The organism is Faecalibacter sp. (genome assembly GCF_057177045.1).
The window spans coordinates 2,604,411-2,626,608 of the sequence record NZ_CM169987.1 but is presented as its reverse complement, the minus strand read 5'-3'; the positions used below and the strand labels follow the sequence as shown (position 1 = coordinate 2,626,608).

The following is a 22,198-nucleotide window of genomic DNA, read 5'->3' as shown; positions in this document are numbered from 1 at the left end:
AATGTTAAAACAAACATCATACCAAAAATTATGTTAAATGTTTCTAATTTATCACTTCAATTCGGAAAGCGTGTACTTTTCGACGAAGTTAATATAAAATTTACAAATGGCAACTGTTACGGAATCATTGGGGCTAACGGTGCCGGAAAATCTACATTCTTAAAGATTTTATCGGGAGAAATTGATCCAACTTCAGGACATGTTTCTTTAGAGAAAGGGAAAAGAATGTCTGTACTTGAACAAAATCACTTTAAATACGACGAATACACTGTTTTAGATACTGTATTACGTGGAAATAAAGTGTTATATGATATTAAAGAAAAAATGGATGCCTTATACGCTAAGCCTGATTTCTCTGAAGAAGACGGAATCAAAGCAGGTGAATTAGGTGTTATTTATGAAGAAATGAACGGGTGGAATGCAGAATCAGACGCTGCAACATTATTATCGAATGTTGGGATTGAGTCGGATATGCACTACACATTAATGGGAGATTTAGATAATAAAGCGAAAGTACGTATCTTAATTGCTCAAGCATTATTTGGTAATCCTGATGTATTGATTTTGGATGAGCCTACGAATGAGTTGGACGTTAACACAATCCAATGGTTAGAAGATTTCTTAGGAAACTTCGAAAACACGGTAATTGTTGTCTCTCACGACCGTCACTTCTTAGATGCAGTTTGTACGCACATTTGTGACTTAGATTTCGGAAAATTAAACTTATATTCTGGAAACTATACGTTCTGGTACGAGTCTTCTCAGTTAGCAGCAAAACAACGTGCGCAACAAAACAAGAAAGCAGAGGAAAAGAAAAAGGAATTACAAGATTTCATTGCTCGTTTCTCTTCTAACGTAGCGAAAGCAAAACAAACGACTTCTCGTAAGAAAATGTTAGAGAAATTAAATATCGATGACATTAAACCTTCTTCTCGTCGTTACCCAGCGATTATTTGGGAACAATCACGTGAAGCTGGAGACCAAATCTTAGAAGTTAACAATTTATCGGCTTCTGTTGATGGTGAAATCTTATTTAAAGATGCAAACATCAACTTAAAGAAAGGGGATAAAGTAGGTATCTTCTCTCGCAATTCGAAAGCCATTTCTCAATTCTTCGAAATTTTAGCAGGAAATGCACAACCAGATTCTGGAGATTTCTCTTGGGGAATTACAACAACTCAAGCTTACTTACCATTAGATAATACTAATTTCTTTAAAGAAGATATCAATTTAGTGGATTGGTTACGCCAATACACAGAATCAGATGAAGAGCGTCACGAAGAATTTATGCGTGGTTTCTTAGGAAAAATGTTATTCTCTGGAGACGAAGCTTTGAAAAAATCTTCTGTATTATCAGGAGGTGAAAAAATGCGTTGTATGTTCTCTCGTATGATGTTATTACGTGCGAACGTTTTAATGTTAGATGAACCTACAGGTCACTTAGACTTAGAATCGATTACAGCTTTAAACAACTCTTTAGTCAACTTCAAAGGAACTGTTTTAATGGGGTCTCATGACCACGAATTAATTCAAACGACTTGTAACCGTATCATCGAGTTAACACCAAACGGTATTATCGATCGTTACATGTCTTACGATGAATTCTTAGAAGATCCTAAAGTAAAAGAATTAAAAGCGAAATATTACGGAAAATAATTCTTCACTATAATTTAAAAAACTCCAATCAAACGATTGGAGTTTTTTTTATCCCTAAAAAATAATTGCCATAAAAAAAGTCCAGCTCGTCAGCTGGACTTCAAAATATATGAAAGCTTAAAAATTAAGCATCAATTTTTGCATAGTGTGCATTTTGCTCAATGAATTCACGACGTGGTGGAACATCATCCCCCATTAACATCGAAAAGACACGATCGGCTTCAGCAGCATTATCAATCGTTACTTTACGTAATGTACGGTGTTGAGGATTAAGGGTTGTATCCCATAATTGTTCCGCGTTCATTTCCCCAAGACCTTTGTAACGTTGAATGGTTACACCTTTACCATCAGTTGATAATTCTTGTGTAATTTGTTCACGCTCTTTCTCGTTCCAAGCATATATTTGTTTCGCTCCTTTCTTTAATAAATAAAGTGGTGGAGTTGCAATATAAATATGTCCTTGCTCGATTAATTCTTTCATGTAACGGAAGAAGAACGTTAAAATTAATGTCGCGATGTGAGAACCGTCGACATCGGCATCGGTCATAATGACGATTTTGTGGTAACGTAATTTTGCAATGTTTAAGGCTTTTGAATCTTCCTCTGTACCAATAGTTACACCTAAAGCCGTATAAATATTTTTAATCTCTTCGTTATCTAAAACTTTGTGAGCCATCGCTTTTTCCACATTCAAGATCTTACCACGTAATGGTAAAATCGCTTGAAAATGACGATCACGCCCTTGTTTTGCCGTACCTCCGGCAGAATCACCCTCGACAAGGAATAATTCAGATTCTTCTGGATTACGTGAAGAACAATCCGCTAACTTACCTGGTAAACCACTTCCACCCATTGGGTTTTTACGTTGTACCATTTCACGGGCTTTCTTCGCCGCTTGACGTGCCTTAGCCGCTAAAATCACTTTATCAACAATTAATTTTGCCGATGCTGGATTTTCTTCTAAGAAATTCGTTAACATCTCCGCAACGATTTTATCAACCGCTGGAGACACTTCAGAGTTCCCTAATTTTGTTTTCGTTTGACCTTCGAATTGAGGTTCCATTACTTTAACAGAAACTACTGCTGTTAAACCTTCACGGAAATCATCCCCTACGATTTCAACTTTCTCTTTTGCTAAGTTAAAGTTTTCTTCGGCGTATTTTTTTAAGGTACGTGTTAATGCACGACGGAAACCTGTTAAATGGGTTCCTCCTTCGTGTGTATTAATATTATTAACGTATGAATGGACATTCTCTGTATACGAAGTATTATAACGCATCGCTACCTCAACTGGAATACCATCACGCTCACCTTCCATGAAGATCACGCTATCCATAATAGATTCACGATTACCATCAATGAATTCAACGAATTCTTTTAATCCTTCTTCAGAATGGAACGTTTCAGAAACATAATTTCCTTCTTCGTCTGTAGTACGCTCATCAGTTAATGTAATGTTGATTCCCTTATTTAAGAATGCTAATTCACGTAAACGATTGGCTAATGTATTATAGTTGTATTCTGTTACTTCTTGAAAGATCGTATCATCCGGTGTGAAAGTCACAGTTGTACCATTGCGATCGGTCTCACCTACTGCTTTGACATCGTATAATGGCTTACCTTTTGAATACTCTTGGATATATTTTTTACCGTTTTTAAAAACTTCTGCCGTTAAATGGTTAGATAACGCATTCACACAGGATACACCAACCCCGTGTAAACCTCCAGAAACTTTATAGGTATCTTTATCGAATTTTCCACCAGCTCCAATTTTAGTCATTACAACCTCTAAAGCCGATTTCCCTTCTTTTTTGTGCATATCAACAGGAATCCCACGACCGTTATCTTCTACACGAATCGAGTTCCCTTCTAATATTGTTACTTTAATCGTATCACAGTAACCTGCTAACGCTTCATCAATAGAGTTATCAACAACCTCATAAACTAAGTGATGCAATCCTCTAACTCCGACGTCTCCAATATACATTGAAGGACGAAGACGAACGTGCTCCATACCTTCTAACGCCTGGATATTATCCGCCGTATATGTGTTATTACTCATAATGTATTTCTCTATCTTTTTAAAACAAACAAATATAGTGAAATTTAGCCAACTTACCATCACAAACTAAGGTTAAAAACATCCTTTTCAAAATGAATCATCACAAAAAAAGCCTTGAAAAATCAAGGCTTTATCGATAGACCAATAAATGGTTATATGTCTTTTTTATGCAAGTAAACGACTTTCTTCGTCTCGAAGAAATCTTCTTCAAAGAAATCAGAGATATTATGCAATTCAGCATTTGGAAAATCTTTTAACTCTTCCGTCAAATCACCTCCTTTCAAATATAACAAGCCGTTCGGCAATGGATTTAATGAATCTTTTTTAAATTTTCCTCTGATCCATTCTGCAAAACGAGGCATAGCAGTTACCGCACGAGAAACAACAAAATCATAATGTTGATGCAACTCTTCCGCTCTTTTTTGTTCTGCTTTCACATTTGTTAAACCTAAACCGTTGGCAACACCTTGAACCACTTTAATTTTTTTACCAATAGAATCCACCAAATGAAAATTAACATTTGGGAATAAAATCGCTAATGGAATACCAGGCAATCCACCTCCAGTACCAACATCTAAGACATCCGAACCATCCTCAAACTTCATCACTTTAGCAATCGCTAAAGAATGTAAGATATGATTGGTATAGATTTCATCGATATCCTTACGTGAAACAACATTGATTTGCTCATTCCACTCTTTGTATAAATCGCCAACTTTATTGAATTGTTCGATTTGTTTTTCAGTTAAATCAGGAAAATATTTTAAAATTAAATCCATAAAGATTATATGATTTCAGAAACTTTGTTGCAAATATACTCCAACAATTTTGTGTCTGCATCAGTAAATGGATCAATTGTGTGCGAATCAATATCAATTTGACCAATATTTTCTCCATTTTTGAAAATAGGCATTACAATTTCAGCTTTTGTTTCAATCGAGCAAGCCAAATAATTATCTTGAGCATATACATCTGGAACAACAAAAGTCTCGTTCGATTCAGCCACTTGACCACAAATTCCTTTTCCGTAAGGAATAATTACATGATCGGTTTCAGCCCCGACATATGGTCCTAATTTCAATTCATTTTTATCTCCATTCTTAAAGTAAAATCCCACCCAATTGTAGTGTTCTACTTCATCCGATAACAATTGACAAATACGTTGTAGTTTTTCCTCTACTGCTATTGGACTATCAAAAATGACATCTACTCTTTTATTTAAATTTTCCATGGTATATTCTAATTTTAAAACGAACAAAATTATGAATTAGATCAGATATTAATCGCTTTAAAGAAATAAATTAAGCATAATCAACATTTATTAGAACATTATTCTTTTCTTGTATTTATATACAGAGAATAATTATTGTATTTCTGCAAAGGAGAACGAATATATTCTTATGATTTCAGTTATATTTGTTTATATAAACTACCCTATGAAACAATATTTACCCACACTATATTTTCTGCTTCGCTTTTTAGGCTCATATATTCTATTGATTATCATTTACAACTGGTACCTGAATCAATATTTACCTTTTAATCAGCCTGATCCTTTTACACGTTTTTGTGCAGATTTAGCCTCAAAAGGGTTTAATTGGATTGGTTTTGAATCGATGACGGTGCATTTGCCTGGAGAAAATTTTATGCGCTTATTAGTGGATCGTAAAATAGGCTCAATTGTAAATGAAGGATGCAACGCTATATCCGTGTTAATTATATTCGTCTCTTTTATTTTAGCCTTTTACACTACTTTTAAACAAACCTTTACCTATATCATCCTTAGTTTAGTGGCTCTTTTTGGTATGAATATTTTTAGAATTATTCTTTTAACGTACATTTTCCGATACCATTCGGAATATTCTAAAGTTTCTCACGACTACCTCTTTCCTGCCATTATTTACGGTTCAATTATTATTCTATGGATTGTTTGGATAAAACAATTTGTCTTAAAAAAGAAATCAAATGCCTAACTATTTACGATACTCCATAGCTGCTTTATTGGTATTTGGATTGGTGTTGGTTCGTGTTTTCGAACAGCACTTATTTTATGATCCTTTACTAAGCTATTTTAAAAATGCACAACATGACACCCTTCCTGCTATGGATGAGATGAAATTGTATAGTCATGTATTCTTCCGTTATATGATTAATCTTCTGTTAACTGCTTTCATCATAAAAGTGTTGTTCTGGAAGCAGATGTATGTAAAATTGACGATTGTTCTTGGAATAGTAGGGTTTATAATATTGTTGCCAATTTATGCATATATGCTCCGTCATCAATTCAACTTTGGAGAAATGATATTCTTTTATATTCGTCGATTTTTAATTCAACCCATGTTTTTAATCCTTTTGGTTCCCTGTTTTTATTACCAAGAGATCCGAAATAAAAAAGCGACTGAATAATTTCAGTCGCTTTTTTTATATTTTATCTTGTTGTTCTGCTTCTTTTCGAGCTTCTTTTTTTAGGGTGCGGTATTTAAATAACCATCCTAAAAACCCTCCAAAAATCAACCCTATACCAATTCCACCTACAATCCCAATACTAAAACTGTATTCTTTAATCATCACCTCAAAAACAGTGTGTGTTGTCGCATACATCACATATGATAATGCTAAAAGTAAAAGTCCTATGATTGTTGCGTATGACATGGTTTAATAAAATTTAGAATAAATCAGCATTGATACGTTGGCGAACCGCTTCGTATAAAATGGCACCAGCAGCAACTGAAACATTTAAAGATGCCGTTTGTCCTGCCATTGGTAACTTAATAATTTTATCTGAAATTTTAATGATCGAATCTGATACTCCATCCTCCTCACTACCCATAACAATAGCTGTTGGAACAGAGAAATCGGCATCATAAATAAAATCTGCTGATTTTTCTGATGCGGAGAAAATTGAAATTCCTGATGCTTGTAAATATTTAATTACATTCACTAAGTTTGTCTCTTTACAAACCGGAATATTATATAAAGCTCCTGTTGATGTTTTAATCGCATCCCCGTTTACAGAGGCTGAACCTTTTGCAGGAATAATAATTGCATCTACTCCGACACACTCTGCAGTACGTGCAATCGCTCCAAAATTACGAACATCACTTACACGATCTAAAATTAAAATGAATGGAGTTTTTCCTTTTTCCCAAACTTGAGGCAATACATTTTCAATCGAATCAAATTCAATCGGTGAAATAAATGCATAAACTCCTTGGTGGTTTTTTCCTGTGAAACGATTTAATTTTTCAACCGGAACATAACTTACTGGAATTTCGTATTCCGTTACTAATTTTCTTAATTCAGAAAAGATTTCACCTTGTAATCCTTTTTGAATAAAAATTTTATCGATTGTTTTCCCTGCTTCAATCGCTTCAATAACAGGTCTAAGACCAAAAATACCTCCTTCGTTTTTCATAGTTGCAAAGATACAATTATTTACCAATCCTTTTCTTTACTTTTTGGATATAATGTGGTAAGCCTGTCGTTAATGCAAATGCAAGGATAAATACAGCGATTACACTCCATAAATTCAAAGAAAAATGAATTAAACGAAAAACCAAACTCCCCATTAAAAATACCATAATAAAGGTCTGGAAATAAAAATGTTGCACTAACTCCTGTCCTTTTTTTGTTCGTTTGACAAAAAATAAGAGCGCCAATAGGAGAAGTACTGAAAGAATTGCTGGATATTTCATTTTAATCAATATGCAATTCAAAAATACGCTAAATTTACTATACTTTTGTTTTTATCATTTACTCATTAAAATTCGAATCAAATGCAACAATATTTAGACTTATGTCGTAAAGTCATGAACGAAGGAACATTGAAAGAAGATCGAACAGGCACAGGAACCAAAAGTATTTTTGGTTATCAAATGCGTTTTGACTTAAAAGAAGGTTTTCCTTTAGTAACTACGAAAAAATTGCATTTAAAATCGATCATTCACGAGTTATTATGGTTTTTAAAAGGAGACACAAACATCCAATATCTAACGGATAATGGTGTCAGAATTTGGAACGAATGGGCAGACGAAAATGGTGATCTAGGACCTGTATATGGAAAACAATGGCGTTCTTGGGGTAAACCAAATGGAGAAGTAGTCGACCAAATCAAAGTGGCCATCGATCAAATCAAAAATAATCCTGATTCAAGACGTATTATTGTTTCGGCTTGGAATGTGGGGGAATTAGATCAAATGGCTCTAGCGCCTTGTCATGCCTTTTTTCAATTTTATGTAAACGATGGTAAATTATCCTTACAGTTATACCAACGCAGTGCCGATATCTTTTTAGGTGTACCTTTTAATATTGCATCATATGCTTTATTACAAATGATGGTGGCACAAGTTTGTGATTTAGAAGTAGGCGATTTTGTCCACACTTTTGGAGATGCGCACATCTACAAAAATCATTTTGACCAAATTCAATTGCAATTAACAAGAGAACCCCATCCATTACCAACGATGAAAATCAATCCAGAAGTAAAAGACATCTTTGATTTTACGTATGAGGACTTTGAACTGATCAATTACCAAGCACATCCTCACATTAAAGGAATTGTAGCTGTTTAAAATATAATTGAGGCAATGAAGTGATTCATTGCCTTTTTTTACCTATCGATCATAAAAAATCATGAAAATGGTTTATTTCATTTTGAAATTAAAATTTTAATTCTACATTAGTGTTATAATTAACAATGATATAACACTAATGAAAAAAAATTTATTTTGTGTAGGGATGTTATTGTCTGTTTTCACATCGACTGTATCAGCACAAAACATTACTTCTATTACCTCATTCGATAATCGTGTAGAATCTTCAATTGTAAATATTAAAAAAGTAAATTTAACAAAAGAAGAAAATGCCATCAAAAATGCCATTGCGCAAAAATCTGATCGTTTTGTCATTGCATTACCTCAATTATCACAATCTTCTTCTGAACAATTTATTGTTAAAGAAAGAAACTTATTAAGTAAAAGTTTACAAGATCGTTACGAAAATATTCGTTCATATTATGGTTATTCAACAACTAACCCTAATAAACGTGTAAGTTTATCGTACTCTCCAGAACGTGGAATTAGTTCTGTTGTGTATAGTTCTTCCGAACGCTATGTTATTGAAAAATCAGGAGATAGCTATCAAGTACTTGATTCAAGATCAATTCCTGGTTTAAAAGATTTTACGTGTGGAGACGTTGAACCAACAACAGCTTACAAAAATTTAACAGATTATAACAATCCAAATACAAAACGTAAATATCGTTTAGCAGTTGCAACAGATTATCAATTTAATCAGACAGCAGCAAATAATGGTACACCTAATTTTGAAGCGACTTTAGCAGCAATCGTTCAAATGATGACTTACGTTTCGCCATTATACGAAAATGATTTATCGATCACATTCGAATTAGTGGATGGATTAGACCGCGTAGCATATTTAACTTCTGCTTCTAATCCATATACGAATACCAATTTAAATTCTAAAACGCAAGAAGTTTTAGATGCTCAAATTGGACCTGAAAACTATGATGTAGGTATTTTATTAACAAACCGTACAGGTGGAGGAAATGCAGGAGCCATTGGATCAGTATGTAACAATGCAATCAAAGGATCAGCATATGCTGGAGGATTAAATTCATTACAAGCTGTAGATATGATGACTTTTGCGATGGTTACTGCACACGAAATGGGTCACCAATTTGGAGCAAATCATACCCACGCTAGAAATGAAGGTTATTCGGCTAATCGTGAAATCGGGAGTGGTTTATCAGTAATGGGATATGCCGGTGTTACTGGAACTCATGATGTAGCTACAGAAGATAAAACATTACACCAATTCAATCATTACAATTTAAGACAGATTAATACGTATTTATCTCGTCAAACGTGTGGTGAAATTACACCTTCTACGAATACACCACCAGTTGTATCGTTACCTGCAGTAAGTTATCGCATCCCTAAAGGAACTCCTTTCCGTTTAGAAGGAATTGCAACTGATGCAGATGGTGATCCAATTACTTATTCTTGGGAACAATCTAATCCTTTAACGCAATATACTGGAGATAAGTTCAGAGATCCTAGCAGTACAAATGTAGATGGGGCATTATTCAATGTATATGGTCACAACGAAAGTCCTGTCGCTTATTTCCCACCATTAGAACAAGTGAAAAGCGGAAACTTAAGAACAAACTGGAATACCGTTTCTGATGTAGCTCGTAACTTAATTTTTGTATTACAAGCAAGAGATAATAATATTGATGGAGGACAAATCGATTCAAAACAAGTAACTGTAATTGTTCGAGATCTTGAACCTTTTGAAATTACAAACATCAATTTGAACCAAACATTAGTTTCTGGAGAACCAATGACATTAAATTGGAATGTATCAGGAACAGATGCTAATACTATAGATGTAGCGAATGTAGCCATCAAATTAACAACGGATGGTGGACAAACTTTTACAACTTTAGTTGAAAGTACTCCTAACAATGGTTCAGCTACATTTACAATTCCTCAAGAGATTTCGGCTGAAAGTGCTTATCTAGTTGTGGAAGCTATTGGAAATATCTTCTATGCTATGAGTCCAGAAGTTGCAATCAATTATGAAGTATCATTGGATTGTACGACCTATGAAAATACAAACACATACAATATCCCAGACGGGAATGCTGTAGTGGTTCCATTAACAATCGCTGGAGCTACTGGACAATTGGAAGATTTTTCAATTATTACAGATATTAATCATACAAGACGTTCTGATTTAGCGTTACAATTTGCTAAAATTGGATTTGATCAGTATTATCAATTAATGACTTATCAAAACTGTGGAACTTCTCAAAACTTAAAAGTAAAATTCTCTGAATTTGGGGATAACATGTACACGAACTGTGATGTAGAAAATGCGAATATTGCACCGACATCATTTGATTTCAATCGCTATAAAAATTTAAACATTAACGGAAATTATCAGTTCCGAGTTTTAGATTTAGTTGCAGGAAATTCTGGAACAGTTAATCGTGTAGCAATTGAAATATGTAAACGTTCAACGTCTACTTTAAGTCTAGATAATTTAGTCGCTGAAAAGAATGAATTTGGTATTTATCCAAATCCAAACAATGGTAATTTTAATGTACGTGTAAAATCAAACAGCAACACATTTACAGCTCATGTGATTAATTTAGCGGGACAAACTGTTTATTCCAAAACATTTAACACTACAAATTCTAATGTAAATGATTATGCGATGAGCGTTTCTCACTTACCTAAAGGAGTTTATGTGGTATCTATTCAAGATGGTACGCAGACACAAACTAAAAAATTAATGATTAAGTAATTTAAAAACAAATAAAAAAACCTCAGCTGAAGCTGAGGTTTTTTTTTATAATTCCTATTGAACAACATTCTTTTTCGTCCCCAATAACTATGAATATGATACAGTTTTTATAAAAAATTTCTGAATGAAATTCATATTACTCGAAAAACCACAGCAAAAATACTCCCTAATTTATTCATTTACACAACTTTAGTAACCTAAAATTAAAAATCCGTATTTTACAAAACCTAACAAACTCTGGAAGACTTTTCTCAACGCCTATAGATTATAGAAAAATTTTCAAACACTCTGTTAAAAAAAAGGTTTATTTACGGAAAGCACAACAAACACTATCGTATTGTTTTTTTAAATATTTAGATTTAAAAAAATCAAACCTTAAAAAACAAATATGGAAAAAAAATCTATTCTGTGCAGGATTTATTCTTGCCTCTCTATCTACCACTTTACATGCCCAAGACAAACCAATAATTGATGTCAATGTTTTATCAAAATTTGAACAAAGCAAAAAACAAAAAATTGATTTGAGTCAAATCGAGGGTATAATTCAACAGGCGATACAAACCAATGCTACTTCATTTAGAGGTAAATTATCCAATCTAAAGAATACAGGAGAGTTTGTATTTACAGAACGATCAATTTTAAATGCAAAATTAAAAGCGAAATTCCCCAACATCAAATCTTATACAGGGTACTCGACAACGAATCCAAACCAAAAGATTTCATTGAGCTACTCCCCTTCCAACGGAATTTCAGCAATTATTTATTCACCATCTGAAAAATTTGTGATTGAAAAGGTTGGAAACGAATATCAAATTTTCGATGCAAAAAATTTACCATCACTAAAAGGATTTGACTGTGGTGAAGCCAAATTAGCTTCAAACAAATTAACAAATTCTACCCAATCGGTGAATAATCCTAATCAGTATCGTAAGTACAAATTAGCAGTTGCTACAGATTATCATTTTAACCAATTCTTTGCGAACGGAGAAACTCCAACTTTAGAATCATCTTTAGCTGCAGTAGTTCAAACCTTAACGTATGTATCGCCTGTTTATGAAAATGATTTATCCATCACCTTCGAATTGGTCGATAATACGGAGAATGTAACTCATTTAACAGAAGAATCTGATCCTTATTTCTTAATTAACTTCTTTGGATTTGAATTGACTAATTTAAATGATAAGACGCAAGAAGATTTAGATCAATATATTGGATCAGAGAATTACGATGTGGGAATTGTACTTACAGGAAAAGCCAGTGGTGGAAATGCTGGAGGAATCGGAACTGTATGTAATAACGAATTAAAAGGATCATCCTATGCCGGGGGGATTGGAACAGGTGAAACATTTATTCAATTTGCCATGATTGTAGCCCATGAATTAGGACATCAATTTGGAGCGAATCATGTGCATGCGCGAAACGAAAATTTTGAGGCCAATCGTGAAATCGGAAGTGGGGTGACTGTTATGGGATATCCAGGAGTTACCGGAACCCATGATGTTACTGATGCATTTGTTCAACAATTTAATCATTACAACTTAAGACAAATAAATACTTATTTAGGCGCTCAAAGTTGTGGAATTACTACCCCATCGACAAATCAGGCGCCAATTGCGAATGCAGGAAACGATTACAACATTCCTAAAGGTACGCCATTCTGTTTGTCAGGTACGGCCACAGATGCAGACCAAGATCGTTTAACCTATTCTTGGGAACAATCCAATCCTTTGGTTTCTGATACAGGTATGGATTTCTTTAATCCTAGTTCGACAAATACGGAAGGAGCAAATTTCCGTATCTATGCACATCAGGAAAATCCTGTGGCTTATTTCCCTCCTTTAAAACAAGTTCTATCAGGAAATTTGAGAACGACATGGAATAATATTTCTGATGTTGAAAGAGATTTAAAATTCGTTTTTCAAGTACGAGACAATCAACCGCAGGGAGGACAAATTGCATCGGATGAAGTAACTGTGGCAGTAAAAGATGTAGGGCCTTTCAAAATCAATAATGTTAATTTAAATCAAACCATTCGTCTAGGTAACCCTGCCGAAAAAGTTTCTCTCGAAGTCATTAATCTAGCAGGTCAAAGTATTTATCAAAAACAATACAATAGTTCATCAAACGAAATCCGAGTGAATGTGAATCATTTACCAAAAGGAGTATATGTGGTGAAAATAGATGATGGAAAAGAAAAACAAACGAAAAAAATCATCATTAAATAGTTTAATAATTCTTAATTTTAGATACCTCAGGCAACTGGGGTATTTTTTATTTTTATTCCTTATGAAGAAAAGTGTAGCATTACTCCTTTTGATTGGTCTATGCCTAGCATGTCAATCACAGAAGCCGATAAATCAACCCATCGAACCAATTGAAATTATTACTCTAAGGGAAAATTCGTTGATTCAATTTGATTCCATTCTGTTGATCAATAATGAAATTGAATATGGTAAAGTAACCAATCAAATGAATGCCACTCGATTTCCTGGCATTCCATTTAAATCCGTTGATTTTAGCAACCAATCGGTCGTTTTAATCAATCTTGATATGACGAAAGCAAAAACCTCAACCTATAAAATCATTCCAGAGATTTCAGATCAACAACTCAAATTGAAACTGAAAGAACAAAAAAACGAACAATTTGATGATATTCCTAAAAAACAGCGATTCATCCAATTGCTTGAAATTCCGAAAGTCAATTCCATCGAAAAGATAGAATTTATTCCATAAATAATGTAACAAAACACGATTTTATGCATCTAATCATTTAATTGTTATTTTATGAAAAGAACTTTTTTATATATCGCCATCGCTTTCGCATTTACAACATATGCGCAAGCACAGGTTATGACACCTCCACCAAGTTACAGTGAAACACAGATGGACACTAGTAAAGTCTATCGCGCGGAAGCTGAACGCATCAATAATTTGGTGCACACCAAATTGGATTTGAAATTTGATTATGCCAAGCAGCATGTGTTAGGAGAAGCATGGGTAACTTTAAAACCCCATTTCTATGAAACCAACAAATTAACGTTGGATGCTAAAGCCATGTTAATTCATGAAGTTGCTTTGGTCCAAGGAAATACCAAAAAACCATTAAAGTTTACCAACGACGATTATCAGCTTTTTGTGGATTTGGATAAAGTGTATAAAAGGGATCAAGAATATACCGTGTACATCAAATATACTGCGCGACCAAACGAGGTAAAACAGCAAGGGAGTGCTGCCATTAACGATGCACGTGGAATATACTTTATCAATCCTGATGGTTCCGATCCTTCTAAACCAACTCAAATATGGACCCAAGGCGAAACAGAGTCATCATCTTGTTGGTTCCCTACCATCGATAAACCCAATCAAAAAACTTCTCAAGAAATTTATCTAACTTATCCTGAGAAATATGTTTCGTTATCGAATGGTTTATTAAAATCCTCAAAGAAAAATCCAAACGGAACAAAAACGGATTATTGGAAATTTGATTATAAACATGCGCCTTATTTATTCTTTGTGGGTATTGGTGACCACGCCATTATTAAAGACAAATGGAAACATATTGATGTTGACTACTACGTAGAACAAGATTATAAAGAGTATGCAAAGGATATCTTCGGAATGACTCCAGATATGATTACATTCTTTTCTGATCTTTTAAATTACCCTTACCCATGGGATAAATATCATCAAATGACGGCACGAGACTATGTCTCTGGAGCAATGGAAAACACGGGTGCTGTGTTATTTTATGAAGCGGTTCAACAAAAACCTGGAGAATTAATCGATGAAAATACAGCTGAGCCTATTATCGCACACGAATTATTCCACCATTGGTTTGGTGATTTAGTAACAGCTGAATCATGGACAAATTTAACAGTCAATGAATCTTTCGCCAATTATTCAGAGTATTTATGGTTTGAACATCGTTACGGAAAAGAAAAAGCAGACGAACACCGATACATCGACCGACAAGGATATAAACAAGGCGATAATTTCGAGAAAAAATTAGTACGACCACACTACAATTCGCGTGAGGATATGTTTGATGCTGTGTCGTACAACAAAGGTGGTGCAATCATGCACATGTTACGTCATTATTTAGGAGATGAGGCTTATTTTAAAGGGCTTAATCATTACTTAAAAAACAATGCCTATAAATCTGCTGAAGCAACGCATTTGCGTTTAGCTTTAGAGGAAATATCAGGGCGTGACTTGAATTGGTTTTTTGATCAATGGTACTATTCAAATGGACATCCAAAATTAACCATTGCGTCAGAATATCAAGCGGCAAACAAAAAGGTGAAAGTGATTGTCAAACAAGATCCAAAATTATTGTTTGAATTCCCGATCACTTTTGATGTGGTGGTAGATGGTAAAACAAAACGTCATCAAGTATGGGTTGGAAAGAAAAATGAATCCATTTTTGAATTTGACGCCGTTTCTAAACCAGAGGTGGTGATTTCAAATGCCGATCAAGTTTTATTGGCTGAAATTAATGATGTCAAAAGTATAGATGAATTCATCGCCCAATATAAAAACGGTAAAAACGAATTCGACACCAGACGTTTAGCCATAGAAGCATTCGCGAAAGAACAAACAACAAATGATAAAGCTCTAAACGCTTTAGTTCAAGCATTAGATGATTCGTACGAAGGAATTCGCAACTTTACGATTCAACAATTGGATTTAAGATCCGATAAAGTGATGGCAAAAGCGAAAAACAAGTTATTAGCCATCGCCGCAAATGATCCTAAGACGAAAGTACAAGGAACAGCGATTAAAGCCTTAAACGAAGCAAATATTTTTGATGCTACAGTTTTTGAAAAAGCAGCTTCAAGTCCATCTTTCCGTGTGAAAGGTGGAGCAGTTGCAGGGATTGTAAAAAACAATCCTTCGGCATTGGATCAGTATGCAAACTTAGAAGATGATGTCATCAAATCAAGTGATGATCTAGTCACTATCCTAATTCCGACTTGGATAAAAAACAACCAATTAAACAAAGCGAAATTGATTGGGGAAAATGCTGCTTTCTATGAATTAATCAAATTTCAAGATGCAAAAGTGGGGAAAACCTACGAAGATGCTTTTCGTTGGATCATGAGTAACGATACCCCAGAAGCAACTGCAGGAATCGTATCTGCTTTCAACCGTTATTATGGATACTTCAAAGGAGAAAATCCTGCAGTAGCCAATATTGTTCGACAAACAGCAACGAAAGGATTAGAACTTAAAACGCAAACACTAAAACAAAAACCTTCTGCGGCTTTGGAAAAACAAGTAGAGCTGTTAAAAAATGCGATTGAAAAAATGAAATAATTATTTTTTTATTATCTTTATGAAGCTATTCTCGTCAGGGAATAGCTTTTTTTAGCCTTAGAAATAAACTATGATAAAACTAATTGTAGCCAAAGCGAGTAATAATGTAATAGGAGATAAAAATAACCTGATTTGGCATTTACCCAACGATTTAAAGCATTTTAAAAATTTAACGACTGGACATCCCATTATTATGGGACGAAAAACCTACGAATCATTGGGAAGACCGTTGCCAAATCGCACAAATATCATCATTACACGAGATCAGAATTTTATCGATGATCAAATCATTATCACCCATTCGCTCGAACAAGCATTAGCCAAAGCAAATGAAATTCAAGAAGACGTTTTTGTGATTGGAGGAGGTGAAATCTACAAGCAGGCCATGGAATATGTGGATGTAATTTATTTAACGGAAGTCCATCACGAATTTAACGGAGATACATACTTCCCTGAGATTGATGAAGAATCTTTTGAGGAAGTAGAACGTGTACATCATATGAAAGACGAAAAACATCCCTATTCCTATTCATTTATTACGTACAAACGAATCACGGACTCAGAAGAGTAAAAGGATAGACAGAGACATTTCTCATAATCCCAAACAACAACACAAGAAGAAGCAATCCAATCCATACCATTCGATTTGTAGGGATTCGGGTTGTTTTTTTTGCATCAAAAATAAAGTTATAGGTTTTAATGGCTATCCCATAGATCACGAATGGTGCAGCCAATACAAATAGAGCATTGTATCGTAGAGCTTCTCGGATTTCCAAATGCAGCAAATGATGCAAGGCACGTTGCGTCCCACAGCCGGGGCAATAGATTCCGAAAATCAGATGAGATGGGCAACGTAAAAATACAGCGTCTCCTGCTGATGGATCATTGTGATAAAAATAAAAAACACCGACAATCACAACAAGAAGGAGCATTCCTATTGTGATAAACTTCGTTGGTTTTATAGTTTTATTGATCATTCATCCAAAACTACAATTTAATTTGAATTTTATCCATAAAAAAAGGAAGAGCTCAGGTCTTCCTTTTCAATGATATCGATTAGTGAGAAATATTTTCTACAGCTTTTGGATCGTGTTTGTGTTTGAATAACAGAGCAAAGAAAATCGCAATAACTAAGGCATAAGCTGCAAATGTTAACCAGATGTTTTGCCAGTCTTTAAATAATAAAGGCTGATCAAACACACCATTTGCTCCAATGCTAATACCACGTTCGTTGATAAACTTCATCATTAAATTGTTATCCACTGTCGTGTCTAAAAATGAAGCTAATTCTTCGGTTGTTCCAAACGATTTTGTAAAATATTTATCAATTAACCAACCTGAAGTTAAACTTCCAAATACTGCTCCAATTCCGTTGGTCATCATCATAAACAGACCTTGAGCGGATGATCTAATTTTCGAGTCTGTTGTCGTTTCAACAAATAATGAACCTGAAATATTAAAGAAGTCAAACGCCATTCCGTAAACAATACAGGATAAGATAATCATCCATAAGTTTCCTGCAGGATCTGAGAATCCTAATAATCCGAAACGTAATACCCATGCTAACATTGATATTAACATCACTTTCTTGATTCCGTATTTCTTTAAGAAAAATGGAATGGCCAAAATAAATAGCGTTTCAGAGACTTGAGAAATCGACATAATAATCGTCGAATATTTTACAACAAAAGAATCTGCAAATTTTGGAAAATGTTTGAACTCATCTAAGAAAACATCGCCATAAGCATTGGTTAATTGTAATGCTCCTCCTAAGAACATGGCAAAGATAAAGAACAAGGCCATTTTATAATTCGCAAATAATTTAAAGGCATCTAAACCTAACATTTGCGTTAAACTGGCATTTTCATTGATTGTACGTTGAGGTTTACATGCTGGTAACGTAAGAATAGCATATAAGCCCAAAATAAATGCAACAACCCCCGCAATATAAAATTGAAATTCAGTGGCTTTATTTCCTGTTAAATTAGTAATCCACATCGCGACGATAAACCCTACCGTACCCCATACTCGGATGGGTGGGAAATCTTTAACGACATCGTAATGGTTTGATTTTAAAATAGTGTAAGAGATCGAATTGTTAAGTGCCATAGTTGGCATATAACAAGCCATTGCGGCTAACATAACCCAAAAGAAAGTGTTAGGGTCTGTGACTTGAGGAAGATAAAATAAGACGATAGCATAAGCGATATGCAGTGCTCCATAAAGCTTTTCTGCGTTAATCCATCGGTCTGCTACAATTCCGGCTAAGGTTGGCATAATTAAAGATGCAAATCCCATTGTCGAGAAAATTAAACCAAATTTGGTTCCGTCCCACTGCTTTGTTCCAAACCAATAGTTTGCAATGGTTATAAGCCATGCTCCCCACACAAATAATTGCAGGAAGTTCATGAAAGCTAGTCTAACTTTTAAAGACATATATATTTGAAATAGTTATTAGTTTCTTAGATTTTCAATTTCGTCACGTAGACGGGCCGCTAATTCATAGTCTTCGTTCATCACGGCTTTTTTCATTTCTTCTTCTAATTCTTCTTTAGACCAACCTGAAAAATCTGAACCAAATTCTTCTTCGTTTAAAAAATGAATTTCATCGTCATTCTCTAAATCATCGATGGCATCATTCAAAAGCTCTTCCTCCTCTTGGATGATATCCAAATGGATTCCGGCCTTCTCTACGACATGCTCATAGGCAAAAATAGGCGCATTAAAGCGCACCGCTAATGCAATGGCATCCGATGTTCTCGAATCAATTTCAGAACGTTTTCCATGTTCATCAACAAATACGATGTTAGAATAGAATACACCATCTTCCAGTTTATAGATATAAACGGATTCGACTTGTATTCCGAACGATTCCCCTAAGCTTACGAATAAATCATGCGTCAACGGACGTGGTGGATTAATATCTTTTTCTAAAGCCAATGCGATAGATTGTGCTTCGAAACTTCCGATAATAATAGGTAATTTACGTAAACCTGATTCCTCTTCAAGAATTAAAGCATATGCACCAGTCTGAGTTTGACTGTATGAAATGCCTTTTATCACTAAGCTGATTAAATTATTCATTTGGGCGTAAAATTACCAAAAAAAACTCAATTATTGTTGTTTTTTTAACACATAAAAAAACCGAACCAATTGATTTGGTTCGGTTTTATTTATTTTAAGATCGGGAACAATTACGCTACTCCCTTTAATTTTTTAATTTCTTCAATTAATTTCGGTACCACTTCAAAGGCATCACCTACGATTCCGTAATCCGCTGCTTTAAAGAATGGTGCTTCTGCATCATTGTTGATTACTACAATTGTTTTAGAACCATTTACACCTGCTAAGTGTTGGATCGCCCCAGAAATTCCAATTGCAATGTATAAATTAGGTGCAATCGCTTTTCCTGTTTGTCCTACGTGCTCTGAATGAGGTCTCCATCCAATATCAGCAACAGGTTTCGAAGATGCAGTTGCAGCTCCTAATAATTGCGCTAATTCTTCGATCATTCCCCAGTTTTCAGGTCCTTTTAAACCACGACCTGCAGAAACTACAATTTCAGCTTCTTTTAAATCGATTGCTCCTGTTTGAGCGACTTCAGTTCCTACAACTTTTACTTTAACGTCTGCATCAGAAACCGCAACTGATACTGATTCTTCAGAACCAGTAACTGCATTTTCTTTCACACCGTAAGAGTTTTGTAAAACAGTTACTACTGCTTTACCTGATACAGCTACAGTTTCAATTCCTTTTCCAGAGAACGCTTTACGATCTACAGTTAATGGAGAAACTCCTTTAGGTGCTTTTTCTACATTCGTTACTAATGCAGCTCCTAATTTTAAAGCTAATAATGGAGCAACAGAACCTGCATCATTTGTTGAAGGTAATACCACTACATCACCTGCTGCTAATTCAGCAATAGCTTTAGCGTAAGCATTGGCATCAAAGTTTTTTAATGAAGCGTTATCCACTTTTAAAACTTTCGTTGCACCATATTTGTATAATTCTTCAGAAGATTCAGTTACATTAAATGCGATTGCAGTTACTGTATCACCAGCTAAATCTGCAACTGCTTTTGCGTAAGAAACTGCTTCTAAACCTGCTTTTTTATATTTTCCGTCGTGAGACTCTGCGTAAACAAAAATTGCCATTTTAATTTGATTTTAGGTTAATAGATTAGATTGCTTTCGCTTCTTCGTTTAATAAACGTACCAATTCAGCAACATTATCTTTGTCTACTAATGTTACATTACCACGAGAAGCCGGTTTTTCGTAACCAACAACTTCAACTTTTGCTTCTACAGCCTCAGCTGCAACCACGTTGATTTGTTTTGTACGAGCTTGCATAATTCCTCTCATGTTTGGAATTCTTAAGGCTGCTTCATCTACTAAACCTTTTTGACCTGCGATAACGGCTGGTAAAGCAACTTCTACAGTTTCCTTTCCTCCATCAATTTCACGTACGGCTTTCGCTGTAGAACCTTCTACTTCTAAACCAATACATCCATTCACGAATCCGTAATCTAATAATCCTGCAACCAATCCTGGTACAGCACCACCATTATAATCAATTGACTCTTTTCCTGTTAAAACAATATCAAAACCTCCATCTTTAGCTGCTTTTGCAATTTGTGTTGCTACAAAGAAATCATCACGTGCATCGGCATCGATACGAATACCATCATTTGCACCAATAGCTAAAGCTTTACGCATTACAGGATCAACTGAAGCATCACCCACTGTTAAGATCGTAACAGTAGCTCCTAATTTTTCTTGTAATTCTACGGCTTTGTTTAAACTAAATTCATCATGTGGGTTAATAACGAACTGTACTCCGTTTTTATCAAACGCTTTTCCGTCACCTGTGAAGTTGATTTTTGCTGTAGTATCTGGTACACTACTAATACAAACTAATATCTTCATAATTTTGGGTTTATTTAATCTTTATTGTAAAATTAATTAATTTATTTTATTATGCAAGCATAATAACATTATTTCTTCACAATCTCGTTTGGTTGAGATTTTAATTGATTTGTATACACACGATTAGATACAATTATACTGAATTCATACAAGATCCAAAGTGGTATTGTAACTAAGACCATACTGTAGACATCGTTCGGTGTAATGGCAGCTGCAATAACTAAAACAACTATGAATGCATGCTTGCGATACGTCTTCAAAAACATCGGTGTAAGAATACCAATACTTGTTAAGAAATACACAAAAACAGGCATTAAAAACATCACACCCATTGACAATAATAATTGAACGAATAAATCAATATAACTTGGCAGTGTCCATGTATTTCCGACCCCGAATGGATCATACGTAAATAAGAATTGAGTACAAAGTGGCAGTAATAAAAAATAGCTAAATAAGACCCCTAATATGAAGAAGAACGTCACCGCTGCAATGGTTGCACTGGCATATTTTCTTTCTGTTTCTTTTAATGCGGGTTTAACAAATCGCCAAATTTCGTAGATAATGTACGGAATAGCGATAATTACCCCACAAACCATCACCGCAAAAAACTGAGAAGTAATCTGCCCTGATGGATTTAAATTGGTCAAATCATTTGAAATATCAAAGGATGAAGTATATATTTTTCCATATCCTGTAAATTCACCAAAGGCATTAAACCAATCGAAAGTAGGAAACGTTGATTTTAATGGCGCCATGATCACATAGTCCACTAATTCATCCCAAAATATAGCGACTGCAATAGAAGTCACAATAACAGCTAGAAAAGAGCGGACCAAATGCCCTCTTAATTCGCCTATATGGGCTAAAAACGACATATCTTTATGTCCAAATCCTGTCGCCATC

General features: G+C 34.6%; 21 protein-coding genes. 9 read left to right on the top strand and 12 right to left on the bottom strand.

The genetic code is table 11. The features are described from left to right. The first annotated feature begins 30 nt into the window (after positions 1 to 30). Complete coding sequence (locus tag AC1QSP_RS12215; RefSeq protein WP_484078934.1) at positions 31 to 1,656, top strand: ABC-F family ATP-binding cassette domain-containing protein; 1,626 nt, start codon at positions 31 to 33, stop codon at positions 1,654 to 1,656. 124 nt (positions 1,657 to 1,780) lie between these two features. Here AC1QSP_RS12215 and gyrB read toward each other — a convergent pair whose 3' ends face one another. The 3 genes from gyrB to AC1QSP_RS12200 form a co-directional block, all read right to left on the bottom strand. Continuing rightward, positions 1,781 to 3,718, bottom strand: coding sequence for a DNA topoisomerase (ATP-hydrolyzing) subunit B (gene gyrB, locus AC1QSP_RS12210; RefSeq protein WP_484078933.1), 1,938 nt, complete (start codon positions 3,716 to 3,718; stop codon positions 1,781 to 1,783). Between the two features lie 152 nt (positions 3,719 to 3,870). Then, a complete protein-coding gene (rsmG, locus tag AC1QSP_RS12205; RefSeq protein ID WP_322970980.1) occupies positions 3,871 to 4,497 on the bottom strand; it encodes a 16S rRNA (guanine(527)-N(7))-methyltransferase RsmG in 627 nt (208 codons plus the stop codon). A 5-nt stretch (positions 4,498 to 4,502) separates the two neighbouring features. Next, positions 4,503 to 4,949, bottom strand: a complete 447-nt coding sequence (locus AC1QSP_RS12200; RefSeq protein WP_484078932.1) for a GAF domain-containing protein — start codon at positions 4,947 to 4,949, stop codon at positions 4,503 to 4,505. Positions 4,950 to 5,154: 205 nt separating this feature from the next. Between AC1QSP_RS12200 and xrtF the strand changes: the two genes are divergently transcribed. Further along, positions 5,155 to 5,691, top strand: coding sequence for an exosortase family protein XrtF (xrtF, locus tag AC1QSP_RS12195; protein WP_484078931.1), 537 nt, complete (start codon positions 5,155 to 5,157; stop codon positions 5,689 to 5,691). After that, a complete protein-coding gene (locus AC1QSP_RS12190; protein WP_484078930.1) occupies positions 5,684 to 6,124 on the top strand; it encodes an exosortase F system-associated membrane protein in 441 nt (146 codons plus the stop codon). The genes xrtF and AC1QSP_RS12190 overlap by 8 nt, the downstream gene beginning before the upstream one ends. A gap of 15 nt (positions 6,125 to 6,139) precedes the next feature. Here AC1QSP_RS12190 and AC1QSP_RS12185 read toward each other — a convergent pair whose 3' ends face one another. The 3 genes from AC1QSP_RS12185 to AC1QSP_RS12175 are packed head-to-tail and all read right to left on the bottom strand — an operon-like array spanning position 6,140 to position 7,413. After that, complete coding sequence (locus tag AC1QSP_RS12185; RefSeq protein WP_322970984.1) at positions 6,140 to 6,370, bottom strand: hypothetical protein; 231 nt, start codon at positions 6,368 to 6,370, stop codon at positions 6,140 to 6,142. Between the two features lie 13 nt (positions 6,371 to 6,383). Then, positions 6,384 to 7,133 carry a 23S rRNA (guanosine(2251)-2'-O)-methyltransferase RlmB gene (rlmB, locus tag AC1QSP_RS12180; RefSeq protein WP_322970985.1) on the bottom strand — a complete coding sequence of 250 codons (750 nt, stop codon included), beginning with the start codon at positions 7,131 to 7,133 and terminating at the stop codon, positions 6,384 to 6,386. Positions 7,134 to 7,149: 16 nt separating this feature from the next. Further along, positions 7,150 to 7,413 (bottom strand): hypothetical protein, encoded by a 264-nt coding sequence (locus AC1QSP_RS12175; protein ID WP_484078929.1) that lies wholly within the window; start codon positions 7,411 to 7,413, stop codon positions 7,150 to 7,152. Positions 7,414 to 7,494: 81 nt separating this feature from the next. Here AC1QSP_RS12175 and AC1QSP_RS12170 point away from each other — a divergent pair, with 81 nt between their 5' ends. The 6 genes from AC1QSP_RS12170 (at position 7,495) to AC1QSP_RS12145 (ending at position 16,937) form a co-directional block, all read left to right on the top strand. Beyond that, a complete protein-coding gene (locus AC1QSP_RS12170; protein ID WP_484078928.1) occupies positions 7,495 to 8,289 on the top strand; it encodes a thymidylate synthase in 795 nt (264 codons plus the stop codon). A gap of 139 nt (positions 8,290 to 8,428) precedes the next feature. After that, positions 8,429 to 11,050: a zinc-dependent metalloprotease gene (locus AC1QSP_RS12165; RefSeq protein ID WP_484078927.1), complete on the top strand. Its 2,622-nt coding sequence runs from the start codon at positions 8,429 to 8,431 to the stop codon at positions 11,048 to 11,050. Between the two features lie 521 nt (positions 11,051 to 11,571). After that, the gene (locus AC1QSP_RS12160) at positions 11,572 to 13,275 is read left to right on the top strand and encodes a zinc-dependent metalloprotease (RefSeq protein ID WP_484078926.1); all 1,704 of its coding nucleotides are present in this window, start codon (positions 11,572 to 11,574) and stop codon (positions 13,273 to 13,275) included. A gap of 61 nt (positions 13,276 to 13,336) precedes the next feature. Continuing rightward, positions 13,337 to 13,783, top strand: a complete 447-nt coding sequence (locus tag AC1QSP_RS12155) for a hypothetical protein (RefSeq protein WP_484078925.1) — start codon at positions 13,337 to 13,339, stop codon at positions 13,781 to 13,783. A gap of 51 nt (positions 13,784 to 13,834) precedes the next feature. After that, a complete protein-coding gene (locus tag AC1QSP_RS12150; RefSeq protein ID WP_484078924.1) occupies positions 13,835 to 16,366 on the top strand; it encodes a M1 family aminopeptidase in 2,532 nt (843 codons plus the stop codon). A 70-nt stretch (positions 16,367 to 16,436) separates the two neighbouring features. After that, positions 16,437 to 16,937, top strand: coding sequence for a dihydrofolate reductase (locus tag AC1QSP_RS12145; RefSeq protein ID WP_484078923.1), 501 nt, complete (start codon positions 16,437 to 16,439; stop codon positions 16,935 to 16,937). On the opposite strand, the gene AC1QSP_RS12140 is transcribed toward AC1QSP_RS12145, so the two are convergent. The 6 genes from AC1QSP_RS12140 to tatC all read right to left on the bottom strand — a co-directional run bounded on the left by AC1QSP_RS12140 (position 16,918) and on the right by tatC (position 22,197). Continuing rightward, positions 16,918 to 17,343: a DUF2752 domain-containing protein gene (locus AC1QSP_RS12140; protein WP_484078922.1), complete on the bottom strand. Its 426-nt coding sequence runs from the start codon at positions 17,341 to 17,343 to the stop codon at positions 16,918 to 16,920. The genes AC1QSP_RS12145 and AC1QSP_RS12140 overlap by 20 nt on opposite strands. 79 nt (positions 17,344 to 17,422) lie before the next feature. Next, entirely contained in the window at positions 17,423 to 18,802 is a 1,380-nt protein-coding gene (locus AC1QSP_RS12135; RefSeq protein WP_484078921.1) for a nucleoside permease, read from the bottom strand. Between the two features lie 18 nt (positions 18,803 to 18,820). Continuing rightward, a complete protein-coding gene (locus AC1QSP_RS12130) occupies positions 18,821 to 19,450 on the bottom strand; it encodes a bifunctional nuclease family protein (protein ID WP_484078920.1) in 630 nt (209 codons plus the stop codon). Between the two features lie 110 nt (positions 19,451 to 19,560). Beyond that, the gene (locus tag AC1QSP_RS12125; protein WP_484078919.1) at positions 19,561 to 20,520 is read right to left on the bottom strand and encodes an electron transfer flavoprotein subunit alpha/FixB family protein; all 960 of its coding nucleotides are present in this window, start codon (positions 20,518 to 20,520) and stop codon (positions 19,561 to 19,563) included. A gap of 25 nt (positions 20,521 to 20,545) precedes the next feature. Then, complete coding sequence (locus AC1QSP_RS12120; protein WP_484078918.1) at positions 20,546 to 21,292, bottom strand: electron transfer flavoprotein subunit beta/FixA family protein; 747 nt, start codon at positions 21,290 to 21,292, stop codon at positions 20,546 to 20,548. A 68-nt stretch (positions 21,293 to 21,360) separates the two neighbouring features. Continuing rightward, on the bottom strand, positions 21,361 to 22,197 hold the full coding sequence (gene tatC / locus AC1QSP_RS12115; RefSeq protein ID WP_484078917.1) for a twin-arginine translocase subunit TatC: 837 nt from the start codon (positions 22,195 to 22,197) through the stop codon (positions 21,361 to 21,363). Position 22,198 lies beyond the last annotated feature (1 nt).